The 24,185-nt window shown below is 69.6% G+C and carries 21 protein-coding genes, 1 tRNA gene and 1 pseudogene; 10 read left to right on the top strand and 13 right to left on the bottom strand.

Annotation, left to right across the window (positions count from 1 at the left end; translation table 11 throughout):
• Window positions 1–148 precede the first annotated feature (148 nt).
• Entirely contained in the window at window positions 149–1,561 is a 1,413-nt protein-coding gene (locus tag ACWIGI_RS39385) for a serine/threonine-protein kinase (protein WP_454208745.1), read from the bottom strand.
• 89 nt (window positions 1,562–1,650) lie between these two features.
• Here ACWIGI_RS39385 and ACWIGI_RS39380 point away from each other — a divergent pair, with 89 nt between their 5' ends.
• Entirely contained in the window at window positions 1,651–2,073 is a 423-nt protein-coding gene (locus ACWIGI_RS39380; protein ID WP_454208744.1) for an EF-hand domain-containing protein, read from the top strand.
• A gap of 64 nt (window positions 2,074–2,137) precedes the next feature.
• Here ACWIGI_RS39380 and ACWIGI_RS39375 read toward each other — a convergent pair whose 3' ends face one another.
• From ACWIGI_RS39375 to ACWIGI_RS39360, 4 genes are all read right to left on the bottom strand, one after another.
• Window positions 2,138–2,584, bottom strand: a complete 447-nt coding sequence (locus ACWIGI_RS39375; protein ID WP_454208743.1) for a hypothetical protein — start codon at window positions 2,582–2,584, stop codon at window positions 2,138–2,140.
• A gap of 107 nt (window positions 2,585–2,691) precedes the next feature.
• Window positions 2,692–3,780 carry an HtaA domain-containing protein gene (locus ACWIGI_RS39370; protein ID WP_454208742.1) on the bottom strand — a complete coding sequence of 363 codons (1,089 nt, stop codon included), beginning with the start codon at window positions 3,778–3,780 and terminating at the stop codon, window positions 2,692–2,694.
• Between the two features lie 59 nt (window positions 3,781–3,839).
• Entirely contained in the window at window positions 3,840–5,459 is a 1,620-nt protein-coding gene (locus tag ACWIGI_RS39365) for an acyl-CoA synthetase (RefSeq protein ID WP_454208741.1), read from the bottom strand.
• Window positions 5,460–5,787: 328 nt separating this feature from the next.
• Window positions 5,788–7,422, bottom strand: a complete 1,635-nt coding sequence (locus tag ACWIGI_RS39360; RefSeq protein ID WP_454208740.1) for a long-chain fatty acid--CoA ligase — start codon at window positions 7,420–7,422, stop codon at window positions 5,788–5,790.
• A gap of 560 nt (window positions 7,423–7,982) precedes the next feature.
• Between ACWIGI_RS39360 and ACWIGI_RS39355 the strand changes: the two genes are divergently transcribed.
• From ACWIGI_RS39355 to ACWIGI_RS39340, 4 genes are all read left to right on the top strand, one after another.
• The gene (locus tag ACWIGI_RS39355; RefSeq protein ID WP_454208739.1) at window positions 7,983–9,452 is read left to right on the top strand and encodes a flavin-containing monooxygenase; all 1,470 of its coding nucleotides are present in this window, start codon (window positions 7,983–7,985) and stop codon (window positions 9,450–9,452) included.
• Between the two features lie 113 nt (window positions 9,453–9,565).
• Window positions 9,566–9,638, top strand: a tRNA-Arg gene (locus tag ACWIGI_RS39350).
• 222 nt (window positions 9,639–9,860) lie between these two features.
• Window positions 9,861–10,088: a hypothetical protein gene (locus ACWIGI_RS39345; RefSeq protein ID WP_454208738.1), complete on the top strand. Its 228-nt coding sequence runs from the start codon at window positions 9,861–9,863 to the stop codon at window positions 10,086–10,088.
• A 247-nt stretch (window positions 10,089–10,335) separates the two neighbouring features.
• The gene (locus ACWIGI_RS39340) at window positions 10,336–11,568 is read left to right on the top strand and encodes an SGNH/GDSL hydrolase family protein (RefSeq protein ID WP_454208737.1); all 1,233 of its coding nucleotides are present in this window, start codon (window positions 10,336–10,338) and stop codon (window positions 11,566–11,568) included.
• A 96-nt stretch (window positions 11,569–11,664) separates the two neighbouring features.
• Here the strand turns inward: ACWIGI_RS39340 and ACWIGI_RS39335 are convergent, their stop codons facing one another.
• The gene (locus tag ACWIGI_RS39335) at window positions 11,665–12,246 is read right to left on the bottom strand and encodes an XRE family transcriptional regulator (protein WP_454208736.1); all 582 of its coding nucleotides are present in this window, start codon (window positions 12,244–12,246) and stop codon (window positions 11,665–11,667) included.
• Window positions 12,247–12,326: 80 nt separating this feature from the next.
• Here ACWIGI_RS39335 and ACWIGI_RS39330 point away from each other — a divergent pair, with 80 nt between their 5' ends.
• The 5 genes and pseudogenes from ACWIGI_RS39330 to ACWIGI_RS39310 all read left to right on the top strand — a co-directional run bounded on the left by ACWIGI_RS39330 (window position 12,327) and on the right by ACWIGI_RS39310 (window position 17,171).
• A complete protein-coding gene (locus ACWIGI_RS39330; protein WP_454208735.1) occupies window positions 12,327–13,520 on the top strand; it encodes an MFS transporter in 1,194 nt (397 codons plus the stop codon).
• Window positions 13,521–13,562: 42 nt separating this feature from the next.
• Window positions 13,563–13,805: pseudogene (locus tag ACWIGI_RS39325) on the top strand (TetR/AcrR family transcriptional regulator); the annotation flags it as partial.
• A 45-nt stretch (window positions 13,806–13,850) separates the two neighbouring features.
• On the top strand, window positions 13,851–14,609 hold the full coding sequence (locus ACWIGI_RS39320; RefSeq protein WP_454208748.1) for a TetR/AcrR family transcriptional regulator: 759 nt from the start codon (window positions 13,851–13,853) through the stop codon (window positions 14,607–14,609).
• On the top strand, window positions 14,606–15,544 hold the full coding sequence (locus ACWIGI_RS39315; RefSeq protein ID WP_454208734.1) for an SDR family NAD(P)-dependent oxidoreductase: 939 nt from the start codon (window positions 14,606–14,608) through the stop codon (window positions 15,542–15,544). Before ACWIGI_RS39320 ends, ACWIGI_RS39315 begins: the two co-directional genes overlap by 4 nt.
• Window positions 15,534–17,171 (top strand): AMP-binding protein, encoded by a 1,638-nt coding sequence (locus ACWIGI_RS39310; protein WP_454208733.1) that lies wholly within the window; start codon window positions 15,534–15,536, stop codon window positions 17,169–17,171. Before ACWIGI_RS39315 ends, ACWIGI_RS39310 begins: the two co-directional genes overlap by 11 nt.
• 121 nt (window positions 17,172–17,292) lie before the next feature.
• Here ACWIGI_RS39310 and ACWIGI_RS39305 read toward each other — a convergent pair whose 3' ends face one another.
• The 7 genes from ACWIGI_RS39305 to ACWIGI_RS39275 are packed head-to-tail and all read right to left on the bottom strand — an operon-like array spanning window position 17,293 to window position 24,181.
• Window positions 17,293–17,898 carry a hypothetical protein gene (locus tag ACWIGI_RS39305; protein ID WP_454208732.1) on the bottom strand — a complete coding sequence of 202 codons (606 nt, stop codon included), beginning with the start codon at window positions 17,896–17,898 and terminating at the stop codon, window positions 17,293–17,295.
• 15 nt (window positions 17,899–17,913) lie between these two features.
• On the bottom strand, window positions 17,914–18,870 hold the full coding sequence (locus tag ACWIGI_RS39300) for an MlaD family protein (protein ID WP_454208731.1): 957 nt from the start codon (window positions 18,868–18,870) through the stop codon (window positions 17,914–17,916).
• The gene (locus ACWIGI_RS39295) at window positions 18,867–19,964 is read right to left on the bottom strand and encodes an MlaD family protein (protein ID WP_454208730.1); all 1,098 of its coding nucleotides are present in this window, start codon (window positions 19,962–19,964) and stop codon (window positions 18,867–18,869) included. Before ACWIGI_RS39295 ends, ACWIGI_RS39300 begins: the two co-directional genes overlap by 4 nt.
• 26 nt (window positions 19,965–19,990) lie before the next feature.
• Complete coding sequence (locus tag ACWIGI_RS39290) at window positions 19,991–21,094, bottom strand: MlaD family protein (protein ID WP_454208729.1); 1,104 nt, start codon at window positions 21,092–21,094, stop codon at window positions 19,991–19,993.
• Window positions 21,091–22,164, bottom strand: a complete 1,074-nt coding sequence (locus ACWIGI_RS39285) for an MlaD family protein (RefSeq protein WP_454208728.1) — start codon at window positions 22,162–22,164, stop codon at window positions 21,091–21,093. The genes ACWIGI_RS39290 and ACWIGI_RS39285 overlap by 4 nt, the downstream gene beginning before the upstream one ends.
• Window positions 22,152–23,150, bottom strand: coding sequence for an MCE family protein (locus tag ACWIGI_RS39280; RefSeq protein WP_454208727.1), 999 nt, complete (start codon window positions 23,148–23,150; stop codon window positions 22,152–22,154). The genes ACWIGI_RS39285 and ACWIGI_RS39280 overlap by 13 nt, the downstream gene beginning before the upstream one ends.
• Window positions 23,147–24,181, bottom strand: coding sequence for an MlaD family protein (locus tag ACWIGI_RS39275; RefSeq protein ID WP_454208726.1), 1,035 nt, complete (start codon window positions 24,179–24,181; stop codon window positions 23,147–23,149). The genes ACWIGI_RS39280 and ACWIGI_RS39275 overlap by 4 nt, the downstream gene beginning before the upstream one ends.
• Window positions 24,182–24,185: the final 4 nt, after the last annotated feature.

Below are 24,185 nucleotides of genomic sequence, written 5' to 3'. Positions count from 1 at the left end.
CACACAAACCCCCCTTTCGTCCCCCCCCGCGCGCTGCTGCTCCCCCCCCCCCCGGACGTGCGAACCGGCTGCGGGGTGGGCGCGCCTATGGGGGGCGGCGGGGGTGCGGGCCGCCCCGATTCGCTTGCGTCTCAATATTTTTCGGTGGTCACCGCGGATAGTCCGTGATGGCCCGCATGCGATGCTTGCGCAGCTCGCGGCGTACCAGCCAGCAGCACCCCGCGGTGGGCACGTGGAACACCACGTTGATGGCCACTCGCGTGCCGATGCTCTGGTCACCGGCGAACAGTCCGAAGACGCAGACCAGCGACAGAAACCCGAAGAACGCCGTGCACACACCGAGCACGATCCACCAGGACAGCTGACCGAGGCGATTGGCGGGCTTGGGCCTGCCGGGCGGCAGGGGGGTGCCGTGGCCCAGGGGCTGTCCGGCCGGGGCCGACGGGTAGGGGGACCCGGGGATCGGATTCCGCGCCGGGGGCGGTGGATACCGCAGCGGCGCCGACGATCCGGGCGACGCAACGGGCTGCGCATAGCCGTACTCGGGCGCGGCCGCGCCGTAACCCATGGGGCTCCAGTGCATTTCCGATCCCACCGCCGTGGCCGGTAGCGGCGCGGCGGGGTACGGCTGCGCGGGTGGCGGATCGGGATACGAGGGCGCGGCGGAATAGGCCGGCGCCGCGTACGGCCGGGGGTTCTCCGCGGGCATCGGGCGCGGCGGGGTGGGCGCCCGCCCGGGCGCGGTCTGTTCGCGCAGGGCAGCCCGCGCGGCGGCAGCCAATTCCCCCGCGGTGTCGAAGCGCTGACCCGGATCCTTCGCGAGGCCCCGCGTGATGACCTCGTCCAACCGCGCGGGTACCGCCGCGTTGTGGCCGGAGGCGCGCGGCGGGGGCGCGGTCAGATGCGAGAGCATCTGCTGCGCCGGATCGGTGTCGCCGAACGGACGGCGCGCGGTCAGGCATTCGTAGAGCACGCAGGCGAGCGAATACACGTCCGAGGGAATACCGCCCTCACCCGAGAAGCGTTCGGGCGCCATGTATCCCCAGGTGCCCACGGCGCCGCCGGTGGACGTGAGCGCCGTCTGCCCGGCGCCGCGCGCCAGGCCGAAGTCGATGAGGTAGACGAAACCGTTGGGCAGCAACAGGGTGTTGGACGGCTTGATGTCGCGGTGCACCAGGCCCGCGTCGTGCGCGACGTCCAGCGCCTCGGCCAGCTGGCCGACGATGTCCACCGCCATGGTCACCGACAGCGGCCCGCGATCGTGCAGCACCTGCGCCAGATCCACGCCGTCGACCAGTTCCATGTCGATGAACAGCCGGCCGTCGAGTTCGCCGAAATTGTGGATGGGCACCACATGTGGGCCGCGCAGCTTGGCGGCGAGCCGCGCCTCGCGCTCGAACCGCTGCCGATAGTCGGCGTCGTTCGCGAGTTCGGAGGGCAGCACCTTCAGTGCGACATCGCGGCCCATGCGGGTGTCGTACGCGAGCCAGACCTGGCCCATACCGCCCTGCCCGAGCAACTCCTCGAGCCGATAGTGGCCGAGCTTGCCATCCCCCAACACCTGTCCTCCAATTACGGCACCGCCTGACGCGCAGGCTCAGCATACGATCGGAAGGCACGACAGCAGAGTCAGTCTTTCGAGGAGTTTGTGTGGCCAGCGACCAGTCAGCCGATACCTTCGACCTCTGGGATCGCGACGGCGACGGCCAGATCTCCGCCGACGACATCCTCGCCGGCATCACCGCGCTCGGCCTGGAGATCGATCCCGACGCGGTGCAGCGGCTGGTGGCGGCCGCCGACACCGATGGCGATTTCCTGGTCTCCCGAGCGGAATTCGAGGCGGCGCGCCTCGGGCGCGATCCCGAGATCACCGACGCGGACGCCGCGTTCGATACCTTCGACGCGAATCGCAACGAGCTGCTGGAGCTCGACGAGCTCGAGTCGCTGCTGCGCACCTGCCCGGATCTGACGCACGAGAGCGCGGAATCGCTGTTGGCGGCGGCGGATTCGGATGGGGACGGGCGGTTGTCGCGGGCGGAGTTCGCCGCGCTACTGGCCCGGTTGGCGGGGTAGTCGGCTCGGCGCTTCGCGTGGCGGCCGAATCACTCTGTGACAGCGGCTTTTTCGTCGATGTCGTCTATTCGGTTTGGTCGCGTTCTTCCACTGCTTCCCACCGCGATACCCCGCCGATGACTCGTACCCCGACCCGGGGCACGACCGCGTCCTCGGCCGCGGTTTCCACCGACGGCGGCAGCGGGCGCGGCGTTTCCGCGCTCAGGTTGCGGTGCAGCGAGCACGTGCATTCCGCGTCCAGCGGCGCGGGGCAGAAGCCGGTCATCTTGATCAGCAGCCGCATGTCGGCGACGTCGATCCGCCACCACCAATATTTGTCCCACTCCGAGTGTTCCGACTCCCAGCAGTCATGGGAGAAGTGCTCGACCACACCGCCACCGCAGGCGGCGCACCGCCCGATCTCGGTGTAGTCGAAAACGGCCGCGTGCGCGGGCTGGCCGTGCGGCACCCCGCGTCGTTCGAGCAGGAGGATCCGCGTGAGAAGCGGGTCGGCACAACATCGGGCTGCCATGACCCCATTGTGGCGCGCCCGGGGCAGCACAGGCCCGCCGTGATGATCTCCGGTGGCGTGCGGGCCGATGCTGCCCTGCGAATCTCGGCCGCAGCGTGAATCCGCGATCAGTACCGGAACGTCAGCGGGGCGGCGGGGCGGCCCGCGTAGAGCTGGAGAGAGGTGGGGGTCAGGGCCGGCTCGAAAGTGGCTGACACCTGCGACCATTCGGTGCGGTCGGGGGTCGCGGGCGCGTCCAGGCGCGCCAGGCGGATGCGGCGCAGGTCGTCCACGCCGATCGTGTCGGTGGTGGAGGTCTCCGCGGTGAGCCAGGTTCCGGAGCCGGTGAACTCGATCCACGGGTTGGCCAGGGCGATCTCGCCCAGGTGGAAGCGGGTCGAGGCGACCACGGTGCCGCGGTAGCGCAGTTCGCCCAGGCCCGTCGCGGGGTCGATGGCAGCTTCGTCGAGTTCGAAGGTCAGGGACTTGTCGCGGACCGCAGCGCCGTTCGTGCCGGACATCGAGCCCTGGAGCGGGCCGGTGACGGTGTCGGCGAACCCGGGGGCCAGGGCCCAGGTCAGGTCGGCGGACGGCGGTTCGGGGGTGTTCGGGCCGGGCGCGGGGTCGTAGCGGACGGGCACCGCGAGCTCCTGGGCCGGGTTCACCGATTCGGCGGCGGCGTAGGTGTAGACGCCGAAGACCGCGTCGGCGGGGACCTTGCTCGGCTGCACCACGTCGAGCACCGTGGTGAAGGTGCCGTCGGCGGCCAGCGGCACCCACTGGTTGCGGATGGTGCGCTGCAGATCGAAGGGCGCCCGGGGGACCCGGTTCAGGGCGGACTCGCCCAGGATCCATTGCACCGCCCCGCGATTGACCCCGCGGGACGCGGTGGGCGCACCGGTGGAGGGACGCCAGTCGGGGGCGAAGCCGCCGAAGGTCACGAAGGTGCCGTGCGGGACGCCGGGCGGGACGGGCACCGGCAGACCGTCGGTGTTGGCCGCGGGGTCGAAGCCGCGGCCGCGCACCACGATCTTGTCGCCGGGATGCACCACGGTGTCACCGAGTGGCGTCGTGCCGTCCACCGCGAACAGTTCGATGGCGGGGGCGGGTTCGGCCGCGGCGGGCACGGCCAGCGCGACCGCGCCGCCCGCCACCGTCACGACGGCGAGGCCGGCGGCCAGCCGGCTCCGGATACGACCCAGCGACACTGTGCTCATAAGGGGACCCTAACCCGGGCCGAAAATACCCAGGCTCAAGGGGTATTTTCGGGGCGGCGTCACGCCTCGAGCAGTTTGCGCTTGAGCACCTTGCCGGTGGGGTTGCGGGGTAGCTCGACCAGGAACACCACTTCGCGGGGCACCTTGTAGCGGGCGAGGTTCGTCTTCACGAATTCGCGGGTGTCCTCGGCGCTGAGCGAATGCCCTTCGTGCACAACCACGAACGCCTTGAGCCGCGCACCGAAGGTCTCGTCCGGGACGCCGACGACGGCGGCCTCGCGGACTGCCGGATGGGTGTGCAGCAGCTCCTCCACCTCGCAGGGGAAGACGTTCTCGCCACCGGAGACGATCATGTCGTCGTCGCGGCCGTCGATGAAAAGCCTTCCCTCGGAGTCGAAGTGGCCAACATCGCCGGAGGACATGAGGCCGCGAATGACCTCCTTGTGCCCGCCGCCGGTATAGCCCTCGAACTGGATGACGTTGCCGACGAAGATGCGGCCGGTCGTGCCGGTGGGAACGCGGCGGCCGTTCTCGTCCAGGATCCGGACGCGGGCGCCGAGCACGGGGCGCCCGACGCAGCCGGGTTCGACGGCCAAATCCTCGGGCCCGGCGACGGTGGCGTACGCGACCTCCGTCGATCCGTACAGGTTGTAGACCACCGGACCGAAGGTCGCGGTGACCTCGCGGCACAGCTGGGCGCCCAGCTGCGAGCCCGCGACGAAGATGATGCGCAGCGCGGAGAGATCCCTGCCGGTCAGCGCGCGACCGCCCAGGTCGACCATGCGCGCGAGCATGACCGGCACCACGATCATGGTGGTGGCGCCGTGCTCGGCCGCGCTGTCGATGGCGGCCTGCGGGTCGAAGCGGCGGCGCACGACGAGGGTGGAGCCGAAGCCGAGGGCCAGCATGGCGGAGGCGAAACCGAGGGTGTGGAACATCGGCGCGCAGCATTCGGTCACCTCCTTCGCGCGGAACGGCACCCGGGACAGCAGACCGCCCAGGGCGGCAAGGGATTTGGGCTCGGGCCGCGGGGCGCCCTTGGGGGTGCCGGTGGTGCCGGAGGTCAACAGGATGATCTTGGGCTCCACGCCGGGCGCGGGCGGCGCGGCCGAGGAGCCGATGTCGATCAGCCACTCCAGGCTGTCTTCGCGCGGGTCGTCGGTCCAGGCCCGGTAGCTGCCCCGGCGCGGGGTGACCCCGTCGAGCATGTGCGCGTACTCGTCGTCGTAGACGAGCAGGTCGGTGCCCTCGCGGGTCGCGACGTCGCGGATCTGCGGACCGGCGAAATCGGTGTTGAGCAGGATGATTCGAGCGCCGCACTTGGCGGCGGCGAAGGTGGCGTCCAGGAGGCCGCGGTGGTTGCGGGCCAGGATCGCCACGCCCTCGCGCGGTTCGAGGCCGCGCTCGCGCCAGGCGTTGGCCAGCCGGTTGGAGCGGTCCTCCAACTCGGCGAAGGTCAGCGAGCCTAGTTCGTCGATGAGCGCGGTGCGCCCGCCGTACCGGGCGGCCGAGAGCCGGAGACCGGCGGCCAGCGTGCCGTACCGCAGCATGGCGGTGGCGGCGGCCAGCAGAACCGTCGGGGATTCGACCCGGGCCAGCCCGGCCTCCATGATCAGGCGGGCCGACTCCACCTCGGTATAGGCCCGCTCCCCCACCGCGCGAATCAGGCCGAGAGTCATGCGCGCACCCCGTTCGCCGGACCGGCCGGACGGTACGCCGCCCGCGATTGCCCCTGCGCCCCTGCTGATTCCACCCGGACCTCCTCGTCCACCCCCGCCGGCTGCCACCGGCGACCGCGGGCGTGTGCCCGCGAAAACAACCGTACGACCGCGAGCCCTCGAACGGAATGGCTCGGCGAACCTCGCACCCCGCCGCGCCGCGAAACCCGTTCCCGGCGGGTCCCGCCACGACGCGGAAACGCCCGCCCCGGATACACCGGGACGGGCGTGACCTGTGCGTCGAGCGAGAATCCGGACCGTCGGTAGTCCGGTCCCCGCGGCAACCGGACTACAGCGCGGTGACCGTCAGCTCGCCGTCGGCGTACTGCGCCCGCAGCCGCTTCTTGTCGAACTTGCCCACCGAGGTCTTGGGCACCTCGGCGATGAACGTCCAGTACTCGGGCAGCTGCCACTTGGCGAACTTGTCCGCCAGGAAGTCGCGCAGCTCTTCGGGCTTGGCGTCGGCGCCCTCCGCCAGCACGACGGCGACCAGCGGGCGCTCGTCCCACTTCTCGTCCGGGATGCCGATGACCGCGGCCTCCGCGACGGCCGGGTGGCCGACGACGGCGTTCTCCAGGTCCACCGAGGAGATCCATTCGCCGCCGGACTTGATGACGTCCTTGGACCGGTCGACGAGCGTGAGGAAGCCGTTGGGGCTGATCTTGCCGACGTCACCGGTGCGCAGCCAGCCGTCGTCGAACTTGTCCGGATCGACCTCGGCGCCGGTCGGCGAGTAGTACGAGCCGGTGATCCACGGGCCCTTCACCTCCAGCTCACCCAGTGCCACACCGTCGTTGGGGACGACGCTGCCGTCGTCGCCGACCAGGCGCGCCTGCACGCCGGCGGGGAATCGGCCCTGGGTGTAGCGGTAGGCCCATTCCTCGTCGCCCTCCGCGCTCGCGGGAGCGTGCGCGACCGAGCCGAGGGGCGAGGTCTCGGTCATGCCCCACGCGTGCAGCAGGCGCACGCCGTGCTTGGCCTGGAACGCCTGCATCATGGACGGCGGCACCGCGGCGCCGCCGACCACGCAGGTGCGCAAGTGCGAGATGTCCTGCGGCTGGGCCTGCAGACCCGCGAGCACGCCGCCCCAGATGGTCGGCACCGCGGCGGCGAAGGTCGGCTTGACCGCGGCCATCATCTCCAGCAGCGGCCCGGGCTGCAGGAAGCGGTCGGGCATCAGCAGATTCGCGCCGGACATCATGGCCGCGTACGGCAGGCCCCAGGCGTTGGCGTGGAACAGCGGCACGATGGCGAGCACGGTGTCGGCCTCGGAGAAGCCCATGCCGTTGGGCGCGCAGACCTGCATGGCGTGCAGGAAGTTCGAGCGGTGCGAGTAGACGACGCCCTTGGGATCGCCGGTCGTGCCGGACGTGTAGCACATGCCCGCGGCCGAACGCTCGTCCACGACCGGGAAGTCGTAGGTGTCCGGCTGGGCCGCCAGCAGTTCGCTGTACGAGTGCACCTGCACGCCCTCGGGGGCGGTGAGCGCGCTCGCGTCGCCGTTGGCCACGATGACGTGGCGGACGGTCTTCAGGTTCGGCAGGTACTGCGCGAACATCGGCAGCAGCGTGCCGTCCACGATGACGACCTGGTCCTCGGCGTGGTTGGCCACGTAGACCAGCTGCTCGGGGAACAGGCGGATGTTCAGCGCGTGCAGCACCGCGCCCATGGCGGGGACCGCCACGTACACGACCATGTGCTCGTTGTTGTTCCACATGAAGGTGCCGACCCGGTCGCCCTCGCCGATGCCCAGGTCACGCAGGGCGTTGGCGAGACGGGCGGCGTCCGCGCCGATCTCCCGGAAAGTCTGGGTGCGCACGCCGTCGCCGGTCCAGGTCGAAATGGTGCTCTCACCCTGGAAGGTGCTCGCGTAACGCAGCAGCGTCGCGAGTGACAGCTGCTCGTCTTGCATTGTGCTCAACATTTCCCAACCGCTCCCTTGCCCGTTTCCTCGCGACCGTGAACCAGGTCACTTATCCGGCAGAATAGTCGAATCGGACAGAGCTGTGACCTCGGGTAACCGATTTAGTGTTACCCGCAGTAACTGATGGCAGGGTGACCGCAGACACACACGGCCGGTCGGAACGGAAAAATGACTGCGGGCGGCGAACCCCACCTTCGCCGCCCGCAGCCTGTCGCCGACCCGCCGCCGCGTGAACGACGACCGGCCGGCCTCGAAGTCCCGGAGAAGATCGACGGCTACGACGCCCCCTGCGGCGCCGCAGAATAGCCAATCACTAACCAGGACAAGCAAATTGGAGCACAGTCTTCCGTGAATATAGGTAAGGCGGCCGCGCGGTGTCCAGTCGGCGACAGCGGCGCAGGTCAGACGCCGCTCACCGGTCCGAAATTCCGGCTGTGAGGTCGTCGCGCCGGACTCCCGGCAAACATTTCGACCCCGACCGGCCCAATGTGGCCGAAAATATCGATTCAGTGTCCGGGTATGTCTTTCTGACCAGCACCGATACCCAATACTGTCGGGTTATGAATCGTGAGCCGTCCATCCTCATCATCGGCGCCGGGTTCGCCGGACTCGGCATGGCGCTGGAGTTGCAACGCCACGGCCTGTCCAATTTCACGATCCTGGAGAAGGCCGCCGACCTGGGCGGGGTGTGGCGGGAGAACACCTACCCGGGTGCCGCCTGCGATGTGCCCTCGCCCCTGTATTCGTGGTCGTTCGAGCCGAAATCCGATTGGCCGCGCCGCTTCTCGCACCAGGCCGATATCCACGCTTACATGCGCGACGTCGCCGAGAAGCACCGGCTGCCCGAGAAGATCGAATTCGGGGTCGAGGTGACCGAGGCGGAATTCGATGAGCGCAACGGCATCTGGCGTGTCCGCACCGCCGACGGCAACACCCACATCGCCGACATCCTCATTCCCGCAGTGGGTCAGCTCTCCCGCCCGGCCATGCCGAATCTGCCCGGCATCGACAGCTTCACCGGCGCGGCCTTCCACTCCGCGGAGTGGGATCACTCGGTCGACCTGACCGGTAAGCGGGTGGCGTGCATCGGCACCGGAGCCAGTGCCATTCAATACATTCCGGCCATTCAGCCGACGGTCGAGCATCTGACGCTGTTCCAGCGTTCGGCCGCGTGGGTGCTGCCGAAGCTCGACACCGAGTACACCGCGCTGCATCACACGCTGTTCGAGCGCCTCCCCGCCACCCGGCTCGCCGAGCGCTTCGCGATCTGGGGCTTCTTCGAGGTGCTGGCGCTGGCGCTGACCGATATCCCGGCCATGAAGACCCCGGTGATCGCGATCGCGGACCGCCATCGCGAGAAGCAGGTGCCCGATGCGGCCCTGCGCGCCAAGCTGACTCCCGATTACGCGGCGGGCTGCAAGCGCGGGCTGTTCTCCAACGAGTACTTCCCGGCGCTGGGTCAGCCCAACGTCCACGTGGAGACCACCGCCATCGAGGCGGTGACCCCGACCGGCATCCGCACCGCGGACGGCGTGGAACACCCGGTGGACGTCATCGTCTACGGCACCGGTTTCAAGGGCACCGAATTCCTTGCGCCCATGAACATCTACGGTCTGGGCGGCCGCAAGCTGATCGATCAGTGGACCCCCGAGGGCGCCCGCGCGTACCTGGGCATGTCGGTGCCGGAGTTCCCGAACATGTTCATGATGTACGGCCCGAACACCAATGTCGGTTCCGGTTCGATCATCTACATGCTGGAGTCGCAGGCCCGCTACATCCGCCAGGTCGCGCAGTACCTGGCGGGCAAGCCCGGCGGCTACCTGTCCGCGCGCGCCGAGGCGGAGCAGTCCTGGGACGACTGGCTGCAGAAGCGCCTGAAGGACACCCCCTGGAACTTCTGCTCGAGCTGGTACCGCAACGCCTCGGGCCGGATCACCAACAACTGGCCCGGCGCGACGGTCCTGTTCCGTTGGAAGACAAAATCTTTCAACCCCGCCGACTTCGAGGAGCAGCGCGCCGACCGCCGCTGACACCCCGGCGGCGCGCCGTACCCGGCCGCGCTGCCCCGATTCGATGCTGTCCACGGGCCCCGGACCAGGTAGACTCCCCGACGTCCGGCTCGGTAACCCACCGCACCGGCCCAGCCTTCGTAGCTCAGGGGATAGAGCAACCCTCTCCTAAAGGGTAGGTCGCAGGTTCGATTCCTGCCGAGGGCACAACCGAGGCTCGGCCCGATGCCCTGAAGGGCAGGTCGCAGGGCGATTCCCACCCGGGGTGCGATTCGCCTGGGCCATGCCTCTCTCCTTCCCGCGTCGTCGCCTGTCCGGCGGCGACGTTTGTTTGTCGTCAGGCGCGTCGATCCGGACTTGACCGTGCGGGACAATCGAAGGCACGGAAGATCAGGGGAAGTACGCACGGCCGGCGGAAGAAGGCCCCAAATGAAGATCGCTGCTCTCGTCTTGCTCATTCAGTGGTCGATAGGTGTTGCCACAGGCGTCGCCGCACCGGTTTCCACGGCGTCCGAACCGGACCTGGGCGACGCCTGCTACGGCTACGAGATCGGCCGCAGGGCCACGGATCCAGCCACCGGGCAACCGATCATCTGCGACTCCGACTACACATGGAATGTCGATATCGGCCAGGTGCCGGGCCGCTGGTTCGACTGACCGCGCCGCTGGCGACGACCACGCCTTTGGAACGCCCGGTGTGAGGATCGAACAGCGCGGCGTCGGCGATCGGCTGCTCTTTTCGAGCATGGTTCCGAGTCAGCCGCACATTGGAGCACGCGCCCTCGCGTCATAGCGTTGGACGTACAGCAATCGCTGTCGTACCGCGCGGCTCGCGCGGGCTCATTCCGCTTATCGCAGAACGGATTTCGTCGTGCGCTCCCGCTCTCGTGTTTTCGCTAACCTGTTGTCCGCGCTCGCGCTGGTGACGCTGCTCGCGCTGCCCGCGACCATGCCTCCGGCCGACGCGGTGACAACCCCGCCGGGCTGGTCCGCAGCCTGGACCACCGCGCTGTACCAAGCGGACCAGTTCCCCGAACCGAACTGGTCGGTGGACGGATTCGCGAATCACACCGTGCGCCAGAAGATTCGAGTGACCGCCGGGGGCGCCGTCGTGCGGATCCAGCTGTCCAACCGGTACGGCACCGCGCCCCTGCCGATCACCGGGGCGAATCTCGCCCACAGCGCGTCCGGCGCCGCGATCGTCCCGAACACCCTGCGCGAGATGACATTCGGCGGCGCGCGGTCCGTGACCATCGCGCCGGGCGCGGAGCTGCTGACCGACCCGGTGCTGCTGCTGGTCGCGCCGCTCGACACGCTGGCCGTCACCCTCCACCTCGCCGCGGCGACGGGGCCGGTCACCCAGCATTCCCAGGCCCTCGCGACCTCCTATCGCGCGGCCGGCGACCACCGCGCCGACACCGACGGCGCGGCGTTCACCGACACCACCCGGGCCTGGTACTACCTGTCCCGGGTCGAGGTGGCCGACATCCTGCCGCGCACCGCCGGGATCGTCGTGTTCGGCGACTCGATCACCGACGGCGTCGGATCCACCGCCGACACCAACAACAGGTTCCCCGACGAACTGGCCGAACGACTGGCGGCACAGGGCAACTCGCGCGCGGTGCTCAACCAGGGCATCGGCGGCAACCGGGTCACCGTCGACTCCGAGTGGCTGGGCGAGAGCGCGCTGCGGCGGTTCGGCCGGGACGCCCTCGACCAGCCCGGCGTATCCACCGTCATCATCCTGGAGGGCATCAACGACATCGGACTCAGCGCCGGCGCGCCGGAGGTAGGCGAACCCCCGGTTCCGGTGTCGGCCGATCAACTCGTCGCCGCCCACCGCACACTGATCGGCCAGGCCCGTGCCCGGGGTCTGCGCGTGATAGGCGCTACCCTCCTACCCATGCAGGGGTCGCCCTACTTCTCGCCGCACAACGAATCCGAGCGCACGCGCGTCAACGACTGGATTCGCACCTCCGGCGAATACGACGAGGTCATCGACTTCGACACCGCCCTCGCCGATCCGGCCGACCCACGGCGCCTGGCGGCCGCGTACGACTCCGGCGACCACCTGCACCCCAGCGACGCCGGCTATTCCGCGATGGCCACGGCGGCGACCGACGTAGATCTCGGCTGACCACCCCGCCCGAGCGATCGACCGCGCATTCCTCGAGGCCACGGCCAACGTCCCGGTGATCGAAAGAGCTTGCGGTGCAGAACAACTCGACTCACATCACGACGTCGATCTCGCCCGGATGTGGATCCGTTCGCCTTGGCCGCCGAACAAACTCAGGATCTCCACCGGACCATGACCCGTCGAGCCGAACCAATGAGGGTGCTGGGTGTCGAACTCGGCCACCTCACCGGGGCCCAGGGTTATGTCGTAGTCGCCGAGGATCAGGCGGAGGCGGCCGGTCAGGACGTAGAGCCACTCGTAGCCGGCGTGGGTGCGGGGGAAGGGGGCGGACTCGGACTCGGGGATGAAGAGTTTGTAGGCCTTCGGCTCGCCTTGGGTGCGGGAGAGGGGGACTATCACTCGGCCGGCGGTGTGGCGGGGTTGCTGCGGGAGGCGGGGATCCACTATCCGGGGAGCGGCGACGATGTCGTCCAGGGGGACGCCGAGGGCGGCGGCTATCGGGAGCAGTAGCTCCAAACTTGGTTTGCGGTTGCCGGATTCGAGGCGGGACAGGGTGCTCTTGGAGATGCCGGTCAGGCGGTGCAGGTCGGCCAGGGACAGGTCTTTGGACTCGCGCAGGCGGCGCAGGCGCACGCCGACCTGGGCCAGGGTGGCGGTGAGGGCGGGGTGATTCTCCACCGGATCCAGTAGACGCGAGGCGTTGCTGTTTCGGCAACGATTCATTGCCGGTGTTCGCCGTGGGCAGCACGCTCCGAAGCATGAGTTCGACAATCGAGAAGTCCGGGGCCCGCGCCCCGGGGACCGGCGGCCGACTGCCCGCCGGGGTATATCTGCTGGCCTTCAGTCTTTTCGCGATGGGCAGCGCGGAATTCCTGCTCGCGGGGGTGCTGCCCGCGGTCGCCGCGGACATCGGGGTCGGCATGGCCACCGTCGGCGGCCTGATCACCGCGTTCGCGGTCGGTGTGGTGGTGGGCGGGCCGCCGTTCGCGGTCGTGAGCCTGCGCTGGCCGCGGCGCACCGCACTGGTGCTGTCGCAGGTGGTGTTCGCGGCGAGCATCGCGGCGGGACTGCTCATCGGCACCTACCCCGCCCTGCTGGTCACCCGGTTCGTGGCGGGGCTCGCCTACGCCGGGTTCTTCGCGGTGGCAGCGGTGACGGCGGTGAGCCTGGTCGCCCCGGACCGGGCGGGCCGGGCCTCGGGCGTGGTTATCAGCGGACTGAGCCTGGCCATGATCCTGGGCGGGCCGGCGGGCACGTTCATCGGTTACCGCACGGGGTGGCAGGGCGGCTTCTGGCTGGTGGTGGCGCTGACGGTCGTGGCGGCCGCCGCGGTGGCCGTCCTGCTCCCGCCGACCTCGGCCGAGTCCGCGCCGAGCAGCGTCGATCGCGAGTTCGCGGCCATTCGACGGCCGAGTCTGTGGCTCGTCTACGCGGCGACCCTGCTCAGCACCGCGGCCTACATGATCACCTTCAACTATCTGGCCGAGCTGCTGACCACCGTCACGGGTATCGAGAATGATTGGCTCGCACCGATTCTGGTGCTCTTCGGGGTGGGGGCGTATATCGGCCTGGCCATCGGCGGCCGGATCTCGGATCGGCGGCCGCACGGCGCCCTGCTGACCGGTGCGGCGGGTATCGCCCTGTGCTCGGTGCTGATCGCGGCGCTGGCCGGGCACGCGCTCGCCGTCATCCCGCTCGTGCTGCTGCTGGGCATCGCCGGATTCGTCCTGAATCCCGCGATCTACAGCCGCGTGTTCACCATCGCCGGTGACGCACCCACCCTGGCCGGGGCCACCACGGTATCCGCGTTTCAGCTCGGCATCGGCCTGGTGCCGGTGCTGGCCGGCCCCGTCCTGAACTCCGGGGCGAGCGTTTCCGCTGTTCCGTGGCTCGGCGCGGTCCTCGCCCTGCTGACCGTGCCGTTCGTGTTGATGGAGAGAGCCCGCGCGTGACGAGTCTTCCGGTATTCAAATTCCGTTGGTATCTTGATTCGCATGGCACGGATGAATCGGGCGCAGAGCCGGGCGCGCACTCGCGCCGACCTGGTACGCGCGGCGCGTGATCTCTTCGTCGCGCAGGGTCCGGCGCATACCTCGCTGACCCAGGTCGCCGAGACCGCCGGATACTCGAAAGGCGCTGTCTACTCGAACTTTCAGAACAAGAACGAGCTGTGTCTGGAAGTGCTGGAACTGATCCACGCCGAGGCCGCGAATCACGCCGTAACCGAGGGCGACACCTCGGTTACGGCGGATTCCGACGATGCAGGCGCGACCGGAAACGCTTTGAAATCCGTTCAAGAGAATCCGGCCCAGTCGCCGATTGAAACACTTTCAACCTCGTCTGCCCGGGGCGGCGGCGCGCGGGCCGCGCTGCTGGACGCCGCCGTCGCCACCTTCACCGCCCAGCGCGTGGACGAGGTCTCCACCACCGAGATCGCCCGCCGGGCCGGGGTGGCGATCGGCCTGATCACCTATCACTTCGGCGGCAAGCGCGGTCTGTACCTGGCCGCCGTCGAGGCGGTGACCGCCGAATTCTGGGAGAGCCTGCGCGCACTGCGCGGCCCCGCGCTCTCCCGGCTGGTCCGGGGCCTGGACCTGTACTTCGCCCACGCCGAGCGATACCTCGGTTCCCCGCTGGCGTTGAGCGCCCGCGCCACCGACCCGGAGTTGCGCGCCGTCGCCGAGCGGTATTTCGACCAGCTCGTCCGCGCCATGCTCCAGGAGGTCTCCGGCGGACCGGGCACCGCTCTCATTCGCACCGCGCTCGCGGGCTGGCTCGGGTTCGTGGAGAGCGCCGTCGCCGATTGGCTGCGCGCCCCGGTCGTGAGCCGGGAGCAGCTGCGAGAGCTGTTGCTCACCAACTTCTTCGGCACGGCGCAGGCGGTGCTGTCGATGGATCCGGGCACGCCGCTGTCCTCTCGCGCCATCGCCGCCCTGCTCGACCACGCCCAGCACCCGAACCACACCGCGCCGGCTGATCCCGATACGGCGCACTCCCCCACCGCATTCGCACTCGACGACGAGACGGAGCCCGACCGATGACCGATTCCCTGGACACCGGACCCACCAACAGACTCGCGGCCGGTCCGCTCGGGCGCGGTATCGCCTGGCTGATCGGCCCACTCGGGCTGAAGAATCCGGACCGGCTGCGCCGCGAGGTGGACGGCAAGATCGCCGTCGTGACGGGCGCGTCCTACGGCCTCGGCGAGGCCACCGCGCGCATGCTCGCCGCCGCGGGCGCGACGGTGGTGCTGGGCGCGCGCTCGGCCGATCAGCTCGAACTGATCGTGGCCGAGATCAAGGCGGCGGGTGGCAGCGCGGTCGCCATCCCGCTGGATCTGGCGTCGGAGGATTCGGTCACTTCCTTTGCGGGACAGGTGCTCACGCAGTTCGGCCGGGTCGACTACCTGGTGCACAACGCGGGCAAGTCGCTGCGCCGTTCGATCCACCTGTCCTACAACCGGCCGAAGGATCTCGCGACCACCACGGCCGCGAACTACATCGGCCCGATGCGCCTGACGCTGGCGCTGCTGCCGAGCATGCGCGAGCGCGGATCCGGCCACATCGTGAATGTCTCGACAGTCGGGGTCATGTTCCCGGTCGCGCCGAAGTGGGGCTTCTACCTGTCCTCCAAGGCCGCGTTCGACATCTGGATGCGCGCGGTCGGCATGGAGGCGCGCCCGGACGGCGTCACGCTGACCACCCTCTACGCGGGCGCCATGTTCACGCGCATGAGCGCGCCCAGCGGCTGGATCTCCGCGCTGCCCGGGCATTCCGCCCGCGAGGCCGGGTACATCATCGCCCGCGCCGTGGTGCGCAAACCGCGCACGCTGACCCCCGTCTACGGCCGGCCGAGCGCGGTGCTGGCGGCGCTGCTGCAGAATCCGCTCGAGATAGGGGCAGGCTTCCTCTACCGCTTCCTCGGGGACACTCGAGCCTCGCTGGCCGTGGTCAAGGGGGACGGCAATGCCGCATGACGCCAAGGGTTTCCGCTGGCGGGACGCGGTGCTGCCGCTCTTCGCCTCGGGCGCGCTGACGCCGGTCGGCCCGGTCACCGCGGTCCGCATCGGGGCCGCTGTGCAACAGTACGGTCCCTCGCTCGCGACGGTGCTGGCCATCTCGGCCGCCCGGCACGCCGATCGCACCGCGATCATCGACGAGCGCGGCGCGGTCACCTACGGAACCCTTCAGCGCCGCACCGAGGCCATCGCCGCCGCTCTGAACGCGACGCATCCCGGCGCGAAAACCTTTGCGGTGCTGTGCCGCAACCACCGCGGCTTCATCGAGGCCATGGTGACCGGAGCGCAGCTGGGGTGCGAGCTGGTCTTCCTCAACACCGATCTGCCCGCCGCTCAGCTCGCGCAGATTCTGGATCGGCACCGGCCGGACATCCTGGTGCACGACGCGGAGTACGAGGCGGCCGTCGCCGCGGCCGGGTACCGGGGCACGCGGGTGCGCACGGACGCCGACGCGACCGGCCCGACCCTGGATTCGCTTGCCCGGCAGTCGCATCCCTCCGCGCCGCGCGTCCGCGTCCCGGTGAAGATCACCCTGCTGACCTCCGGCACCACCGGCCTGGCCAAAGGCGTTTCCCGCCCGATCGGTCAGCGCGTGCTGCTGGAGATGGTCGCGACCTCGATGTCGGCGACCCGCTTCACCGCCCGCGACGTCCTGGTGCTGGCGCCGCCGTTCTTCCACGGCTTCGGTCTCGCCCTGCTGACCGGAGCGCTGGCGCTGGGCGCGACGGTGATCACCCGCACCCGCTTCGATCCCGAAGTCGCCCTGGGCGATATCGAGCGACACCGGGCGACCGTCTTCGTCGGCGTTCCGGTCATGATCCAGCGCCTGATGGCGGTTCCCGAGCAGCGCCGCCGCGAGTTCCGCACCGATTCACTGCGTTTGGCGGTGACGGGCGCGGCCCCCATCGCCCCGGTGACGATTTCGAAGTTCTTGGCCGCCTTCGGCCCGATTCTGGTGAACGGCTACGGGTCCACCGAGGCGGGGGTGGTGTCCATCGCCACCCCCGAGGACCTGCTGTTCTCGCCCAAGACCGCCGGACGGCCCGCCATCGGGGTCTCGGTGCGCGTGCTGCGCGCCGACCGCACCCCCGCCGCGACAGGCGAGACCGGAACCATCTTCGTGCGCGGCGGCCTCGGCTATCACGGCTATGTGGCGGAGGCGAATTCGCCGACCCCGGTCAAGGAGATCGTCGACGGCCACGTGAACACCGGCGACATGGGCCACCTCGATGTCGACGGCCGGGTGTATGTGGACGGCCGCGACGACGACATGATCGTCTCCGGCGGCGAGAACATCTATCCGAAAGAAGTGGAGGACGTGCTGGCCGACCATCCGGCGATCGGCGACGCGGTCGTGATCGGGGTTCCCAGTGCGGAATTCGGTCAGGTACTGCGCGCGTACGTCGTCCCGGCGGCCGGTCACTCGGTGCCTGGGAACGACGAGCTCAAGGCCCACATTCGCGACCGGCTCGAACGCTACAAGGTCCCCAAGGAATTCCGCTCCCTGGACCGGATACCGCGCAATCCGAGCGGCAAGGTGCTGCGCAAGCAGCTCGACGCCCGGCCGAGCGATCACCGGGGCTGACCGAAGCTCCTGTGCTCCCGGTGCTTTCCCGCGCCGGGAGCATCGCGTCGCGAACCAACCCCGCCGCGCGGAATCGTTCCCGAACAGCGCCGTCTCGGTCCGCACCGCGCCCGGCATCGGGCTATTTGGCGGGGAAGGCGCCCTCGCTACCGCCGACGTCGACGATCTGCCAGCCCCGGGCGGCATCCACGCTCACGGTGTAGGTCACCGTGGTCTGCACGCCGTCCGGGTTCTGGGCGCTCTTGGAGGTCACGTTCACGAAGACGTTCACCCGGTACAGATCACCGTCCGTCCCAGCGACTTTCGCGGCCACCGGCGCGGCGGTGGACATCCACTGCAGCGGTACCAGGATCTCCTGGAGCTTGCCCGCGGTCGCGTCGAACTTCCCGGCCAGCTCCGGTGAGGTATTGGCCTTGAGCTTGCCAACCCAGGCGTCGGCCCGGGTGTAGTCGATCGTGGCCGCACCGACCGCGTAGTCGGTGGCGACCTGTTCGGCCCGCCGGTCCGCGCTCCGGGCGGCGTCCGCCGCATTCAGGTCGGAGCGAGCCGACAGCCACAGTGTCGTGGTCGTTCCGGCGACCGCCGCCGCGGCCAGCAGCGCGGCCCCGGTGACCAGGGTGGATCGGCGCACCGAGATGGTGCCGCTCGCCGGCGTCCGCGCGGGCGCCTTGTCGAGACGCGGTGGGGTCTCCGATGCCGTTGCGCTGCCCGTTGTCTCGTCGCTCATGGTGTCCTCGAACCTCTAGTTGACGGTGACCCGGAGCCGGATCGCGCCGTCGGGCGCGGTGGCGGCCAGGGCCTGGCTGATCAGCGCGCCGATATCGATGCGCGGGGCGGCGGCGGAGCTCTCGGCCAAGGGCAGCAGCACCGGAATCAAGGGCTGGAGTTCGGGTCCGGCCTTGTCGATCCAGGCGGTGAGCCGGTCCAGGAACGGCACCAGGCCCTGGCCCTCGAGGTACATGGCCGGGGTGTCACCGGTACGCACCAGACGTTCCACGGCCCTGGCGATCTCGTCGACGCGCTGCCCGAACTCCACGAAATCCGGTGCGGCGGCGGTGAACGCGGGACCGGTCCAGGCCGTGTCCGGAACCATCGACTGCAGATCGGTGAGCATGGACGCGATCTGCGGGGATCGGGTCATCAGGGTGGCCGCGAGCACGTCGGTGGCGCGCGCCAGATCCGGCACCACGGCCTCGGTGCCCGCCAATGCCGTTCCGGCGGTGCCGATCAGCGATTCGATGGCGCGGGGATCGAGCTGGTTCATGACCTGGGTGACCACCCGGGCCACCTCCGGAATCGACGGCGGAACGCGCACGGCCTTGGTGCGCACCCGGTCGCCGTCGACCAGGTGCGGACCGTCGTCGGTGCCGGGCACGAACTCGAGGTAGGGCTCGCCGAGCGCGGACAGGGTTTCGATGGTCACCGTGCTGTCGACCGCGATCGGTCGTTCGGGTTCGACCTCGAGTCCGACCTCGATCCCCGCGGCCGCGCGCCGCAGCGAGGTGACCTCACCGACCTTCACCCCGAGCAGCAGCACCGGCGAACCCACCTGCAGCCCGGCTGTTTCCGGCAGCGCCATGGCGACCCGGATCGGTTCGGACAGCGGGTCGGCGCGCAGCACACCGAAACTCAGGTAGGCCACGCAGATCGCGCAGATCAGGGCGATCCCGCCGAGGGAGAACACGTTGCCTGCCTTCATCGCACGGCTCCGATCATGCGCAGGGCGTCGAGTATGTGCGCGATCTGGTCGTCGGTGCTCGGGGGCTCCCCCGCCCCGGTGATCCGCGCGGCGGTGATGTTCGCCTTCGGGCCGTGCTCGACCCACGGAATGATCTTGTCGCGAATCAGGGCGACCAGGGCGTTCAGATTGGACGGCGCGTTCAGATCCAGCGGCCGCCCGGTCAGGGCCAGCGGTACGAACGCGGCCGCCGCCGCGTCACCGGATTGCGCGAGCGGAGCCAGCCAGGCCAGCGAGTGCGCGACGTCACCGAGCGCGCCCAGCACGCCGACCACACCGACGATGGAGGTCACCGAATCCGACACCTGCCGCACCCCGTCATCGGTGAGCAGCTCCGCCAGTTCGTCGCCGTTGGCGCGCACGCTCGCCGCGGTGCCGCCGAGCCCGTTCAGCAGAGACTCGACCTGCGCGAGATTCGCCGCCAGATCGATGGCGTCGCCGCCGACCACCTGCGCGATCCGGGCGGTTTGCGCGGGGTCCTCGGGCAGCACGGCATTGAACCGGTTGACGATCTCCTGCATCCGATTGATCGCACCGCCCTGCACGAACGTCGCCATACCCGCGAGGGTGTCCTCGATCTGAATCGGCGGCCGGGTCTGCCGCAGCGGAATGGTTCCGCCCGCGCCGAGCAGCTCGCCGAACCCGTCCGGCGGTGTGGTCAGGGCGAGGTGGATATCGCCGAGCACCGTGTCCTGCCGCAGGTCGGCGGTGGTCGTGACGGGCAGGCGCACCGATTCGCTGATGCTCGCGCGCACCACCACGTAGCCGCCGTGCCCGCCGGGCTCCGCCGATTCGTGCACCGTGACGTCCTCGACCGTCCCGATGCGCACGCCGTTCGCGAAGATCTTGGCCCGCATGGGCAGATTCAGCGCGTTGCTGAACTCGATGCCGATCTCGTACGCGGGTCCGGAGACCTCGGTACCGGGGATGGGCACCGCGGCCGGATCGAACGCGCACCCGCCGAGCAGCAGCGTGGCGGCCGCCAGCCCGGCCAGGGCGCGCCCGGTCCCGGCCCGCCACCGGCCGGCGGAACCGGTCGCCGTGGATCTGATCATCGAACGCCGGACGATCGAACGCCGTGTCATCGCGCACCCGCCATTCCCAGCACCAGCTGCACGAGTCGAAGGTCCACCAGGCCGTTCGCCGCACCCGCGCAGGCACCGGCGGTGACCGCGTTCATCGCCGCGCAGACCTGCTCGGCCTGGGGCTGCGGAATCGCGAAACGAGGTGGCCGATAGGCGATTCCGGTGGCGTCGGGCCGCAGATCGGTGACGGCGGCGAACGCGCCGGTCAGCACGGGAGCGGTACCGATGAGGTCGCGCAGGGTATTCGCGTGCGCCCCGATGAATTCGGCCAGCGGCACGGTGGAGTCGAGCACCCGGAAGATGGGATCACCGAAGAGCGTGGTGATGTCGTTGAGCATCGGCAGCACCCGCTGGAAGCCGTCGATGATCTCGACCGTGCGGCTGAACAATTCGTTGTTCACCTGGTTCAGTACCGAACTCAGCCGCACCAGCATGGATTTGATGTCGCCCCAGTTCCCGGCGATGCTGCGCGAGAGGGCCGAGAGCGAGTCGATCACGCCGGCGAGGTGACCGATGGCGGCGTCGGGCGAGTTCAGCGCGGTGCCGAGCTTCCGAATGATCTCGTTGAGCTGCGGCCCGGTGCCCGCGGTCGCCGCGTCCAGGGCGGCGACGCCGCGCCGCAGCGCATCCGGGCTCTCGCCGTCGGGACCCAGTGTCTGCCTGGACAGTTCGGCCAGCGCGCCGAGGGTCTCGGTCATGCTCTTGGGGGTCAGCGTCTTGGTGATGCACTGCGAACCGTCCCAGCGCGGGCCGTCCGGGTCGGGGCTCAGCAGCGCCAGCGCACGGTCCGCGATGATGGTCGGCGACACGGTCGTGGCCGAAACATCACCTGCGAGTGCGTAATCCACGTCCACGTCGAAGTCCACCCGTACGGTGCGCCCCCGGGGTTCCACCGAACGCACGGTGCCGATGGGCACGCCGCGCATGGTGACCTCGTTGCCGGGGTAGAGCCCGATGCCGTCGGACATGATGGCGCAGTACGCGTTCTGCGCGCGCAGCGGCTGGACGATGATCAGGTAGCCCACCACCGCGAGCGCCGCCACCGCGAGTGCGCCCGCGGCCGACATGAACCCGCGCGAGCCGAGAAGTCTGATGATCATCGGCAGTCCCTGCCCCGCACCGGAACACAGAACTCGCCGAACGCGGCCGGGTCTATCGCGGCCTGGGCGTCCAGGACCACCTCGGACCGGTCGACGGTGACGCCGGGCTCGGCGGTGGTCAGTGCGCGCAGCTGTCCGGCCAGCGCCTGCACCGCCCCCAGCAGCGGTTCCAGTTGCGCACCGAGCCTGTCCAATTCGGGGACCACGGCGGCGATCCGCTCGGCCATCGGTTTCAGGGTTCCCTCCCAGGCGGGTTGCACGCCGGCGAGCCGGCCGACGACCCGGTTCAGCGTCTCCACCGCGAGGCGGACTTCGGTGCGCTTGTCGCCGAGCACCGTTTCGAGCACGTTGACCTTGTCCACCAGGCGCTTCAGTTCGCCGCGGGCGGTGACCAGTCCCCGCAGGTATTCGTCCGAGATGGAGATCGCCTTCGACACATCCGAGCGCTGCTGGGTGAGCACGTCGACGAAGTTCTCTACGCCGTCGAGCATCTGACGCAGCCCGTCCGGCGCGGTGGTCAGTGCCCCGGCCAGGGCATCGAGGTTGCCGCGCAGCGTCGCTCCGTCGACGCCGCGGATCGGCGCCGCCGCGTCCTGAAAGGCTTCCGCGAGACTGTAGGGCAGCCGCACTCGATCGGCCGGGATACGCTCCGAGCCCAATGCGGTTGTCCCGGCGGGGAACAGCGCCACGTAGTGGCCGCCGACGACGGTGAGCATCCGGATGTCGAGGGAGGTCTCGCGGCCCAGGAACACGGCGCTGTCGACCGTGAACGTCATGAGGACGCGGTCGGGTCGCAGTTCCAGGCTTTCGACCTTGCCGACGGAGATGCCGGCCAGACGGACGTCGTCGCCGGCTCGCACCGACTGCGCCTCGGTCAATTCGGCGGTGTACGTGTGCTTTCCGAAGGGCACGGCGTACAGCACCGCGACCGCGACGAGTGCGATGACGACCGCGAGCGCTCCGAACAGGCCGCGCCGGGTTTCCCAGCGGCGCTGGGCGGCCGCGTCGCGGGGGGTGTCGTCCCGGCGGAGTCGGTTCCGCACACCGGCGGGGATGGTCAGCGCCGGCATATCGTCACCTGCTGTCCGGCAACGAGGATGGCCAGCGGCGCGGGGATGTCCGCGGCGCCGCGGCCGCATTCGGCAGCACCGCCACCGGGCAGCGTGGCGCCGAGACCGGCCACGACGCCGGGCAGCCTGCTCAACATGTCGAGGATGTCCTGTGGATTCGGGAACGCCGTGCGCAGCAGGGCGTCCAGATCGGGATTCCGCTGTTCGGTGAGACCGGCCGTGGCGAGCAGCCGGTCGATGGGATCGAGCACCGGCGGGGCGGTGAGGGCGAAGTCGATCAGGCCGTCGATCTTGACCTGCAGTGATTCGAAGACATCGGAGAGCTTGGCGAGCAGTGTCACCAGTTGCGGTGAGCGACCACCGATACGGTCGGAGATCTCCGCGAGATTGCGCACCAGCGTGGAGATCACGGCCTGCCGATCGGACACGTAGGAACTGAGCTGACCGATCGCGTCGAGCGCGGGGCCGATACCGCTGCCGTTGCCGTCGATGACCGCCAGCATGCTCTCACCGAACCGGTTGAGCGCCTCCGGGGAGAGCGTGGACAGCACCGGTTCGAGCCCGTTGAACAGGCTCGTCACGTCGTACGACGGCACCGTGCGGTCGGTGCCGACATCGGTCCCCGGGGAGGTGCGGGTACCCGGGGTGGCGGCCTGCTGAATGTCCACGTACCGCTGGCCGGTCAGGTTCTGGTAGCGGATGGCGAACCTGCTGTTGTCGTAGATCGCGGAGTCGTTCTCGACGTCGAGATCCACCGCGGCCAGATTCCCGTGCAGGCGAATGGCTTTCACCTTGCCCACCTGCACGCCGTACATGCGGACGTCATCGCCCGTCTTGAGCCCGTTGGCGTCGGTGAACAGCGCCTGGAACTGTGTCGTCTCCCCCGCCACCGGCCGGCGGATGGCGGTGACGATCAGCGCCAGCACCACGAGCATGGCGGCCGCGAACACCAGGAGTCGCCAGCCCGCGCGCCCCGCCGTGTTCATCGCGCCTCCCCGGTGGCGCCCAGCGGAACGGCCAGTGCCGGAACCAGTCTCAGATCCAGGTCCACGTTCAGGACCGGTCCCGCCCCGGTATCGGGCATGGCCGCGCGCAGGCTGTCGAGCAGTGCGCGCAGTTCGGCACTGGATCGCTGCGGCTCCGGAACCATCGCCGCGGCACCGGACAGGATCGGAGCGAGCATGCCCGCGTACTCCGAGAACTGATCAGCGGCGTGGTAGAGCGTGTTCTGCAGCGCGGGGAACAGGCGCTGCACCACCATGTCGATGGTGGCGTCGAATTTCGCTCTGTCGGTGCGCAATACGTCGATGCGGTACGCCTGGCCGATCACGTCCACGATGGCTCCGGCGAAGACGCCCACACCGTCCAGGGTCGACCCGTAGGCCCCGAACTGCTCGGACAGCGGCACCGTGCGGGTGTCGGCGACCGTCCGGGCCAGCACGACCATCGATTGCAGCAGCGGCGTGAAGGCACCCACATCACTGGCGATGCGCGCGAGCACATTCGAAAGCTGCGGCGTGAGCACGTCATTGGTCACCTGCGACAGCGAGCGCAGCAGACTACCCATGGTGGCGTCGTACGCCTTGGCCGCGCCCGGACCGGTCAGATCGATCACCGCGCCCGCCCGCAGCGGCGCCCCGCCCGCGCCCCGGCGCAGATCGATCTCGCTGATGCCGAACAGGTTCGCGGCGGCGTAGTCGACCAGCATGCTGTCGTCCAGCGCCCGCGCGGCCTCGGGGTCCAGTCGCAGCCGAATGTATTGCGTCCCGCGCTCCCCTGGCTCGATGTCGTCCACCGTGCCGGCGGCGAGCCCGTCCAGGCGAACGTCGACACCCGGCCGGATGCCCTCGCCGATCCGCTCGGTCCGCAAGGTGACCGGCACCCGGTCGGGTTCGCGCAGACCCGAGGTCACCGTCCAGGCGACCACGATCGCCGTCACCACGACGGTGATCACGGCCCCCGCCGCGAGCGCTTGTCTTCTGTCGACCTGTACGCCAGGCATTCCGTAGTGCGGCATATCC

It is taken from the genome of Nocardia sp. NPDC055321, from assembly GCF_053645575.1.
The sequence above is the reverse complement of the archived record's forward strand: the minus strand, read 5'-3'. Positions and strand labels throughout refer to the sequence as shown.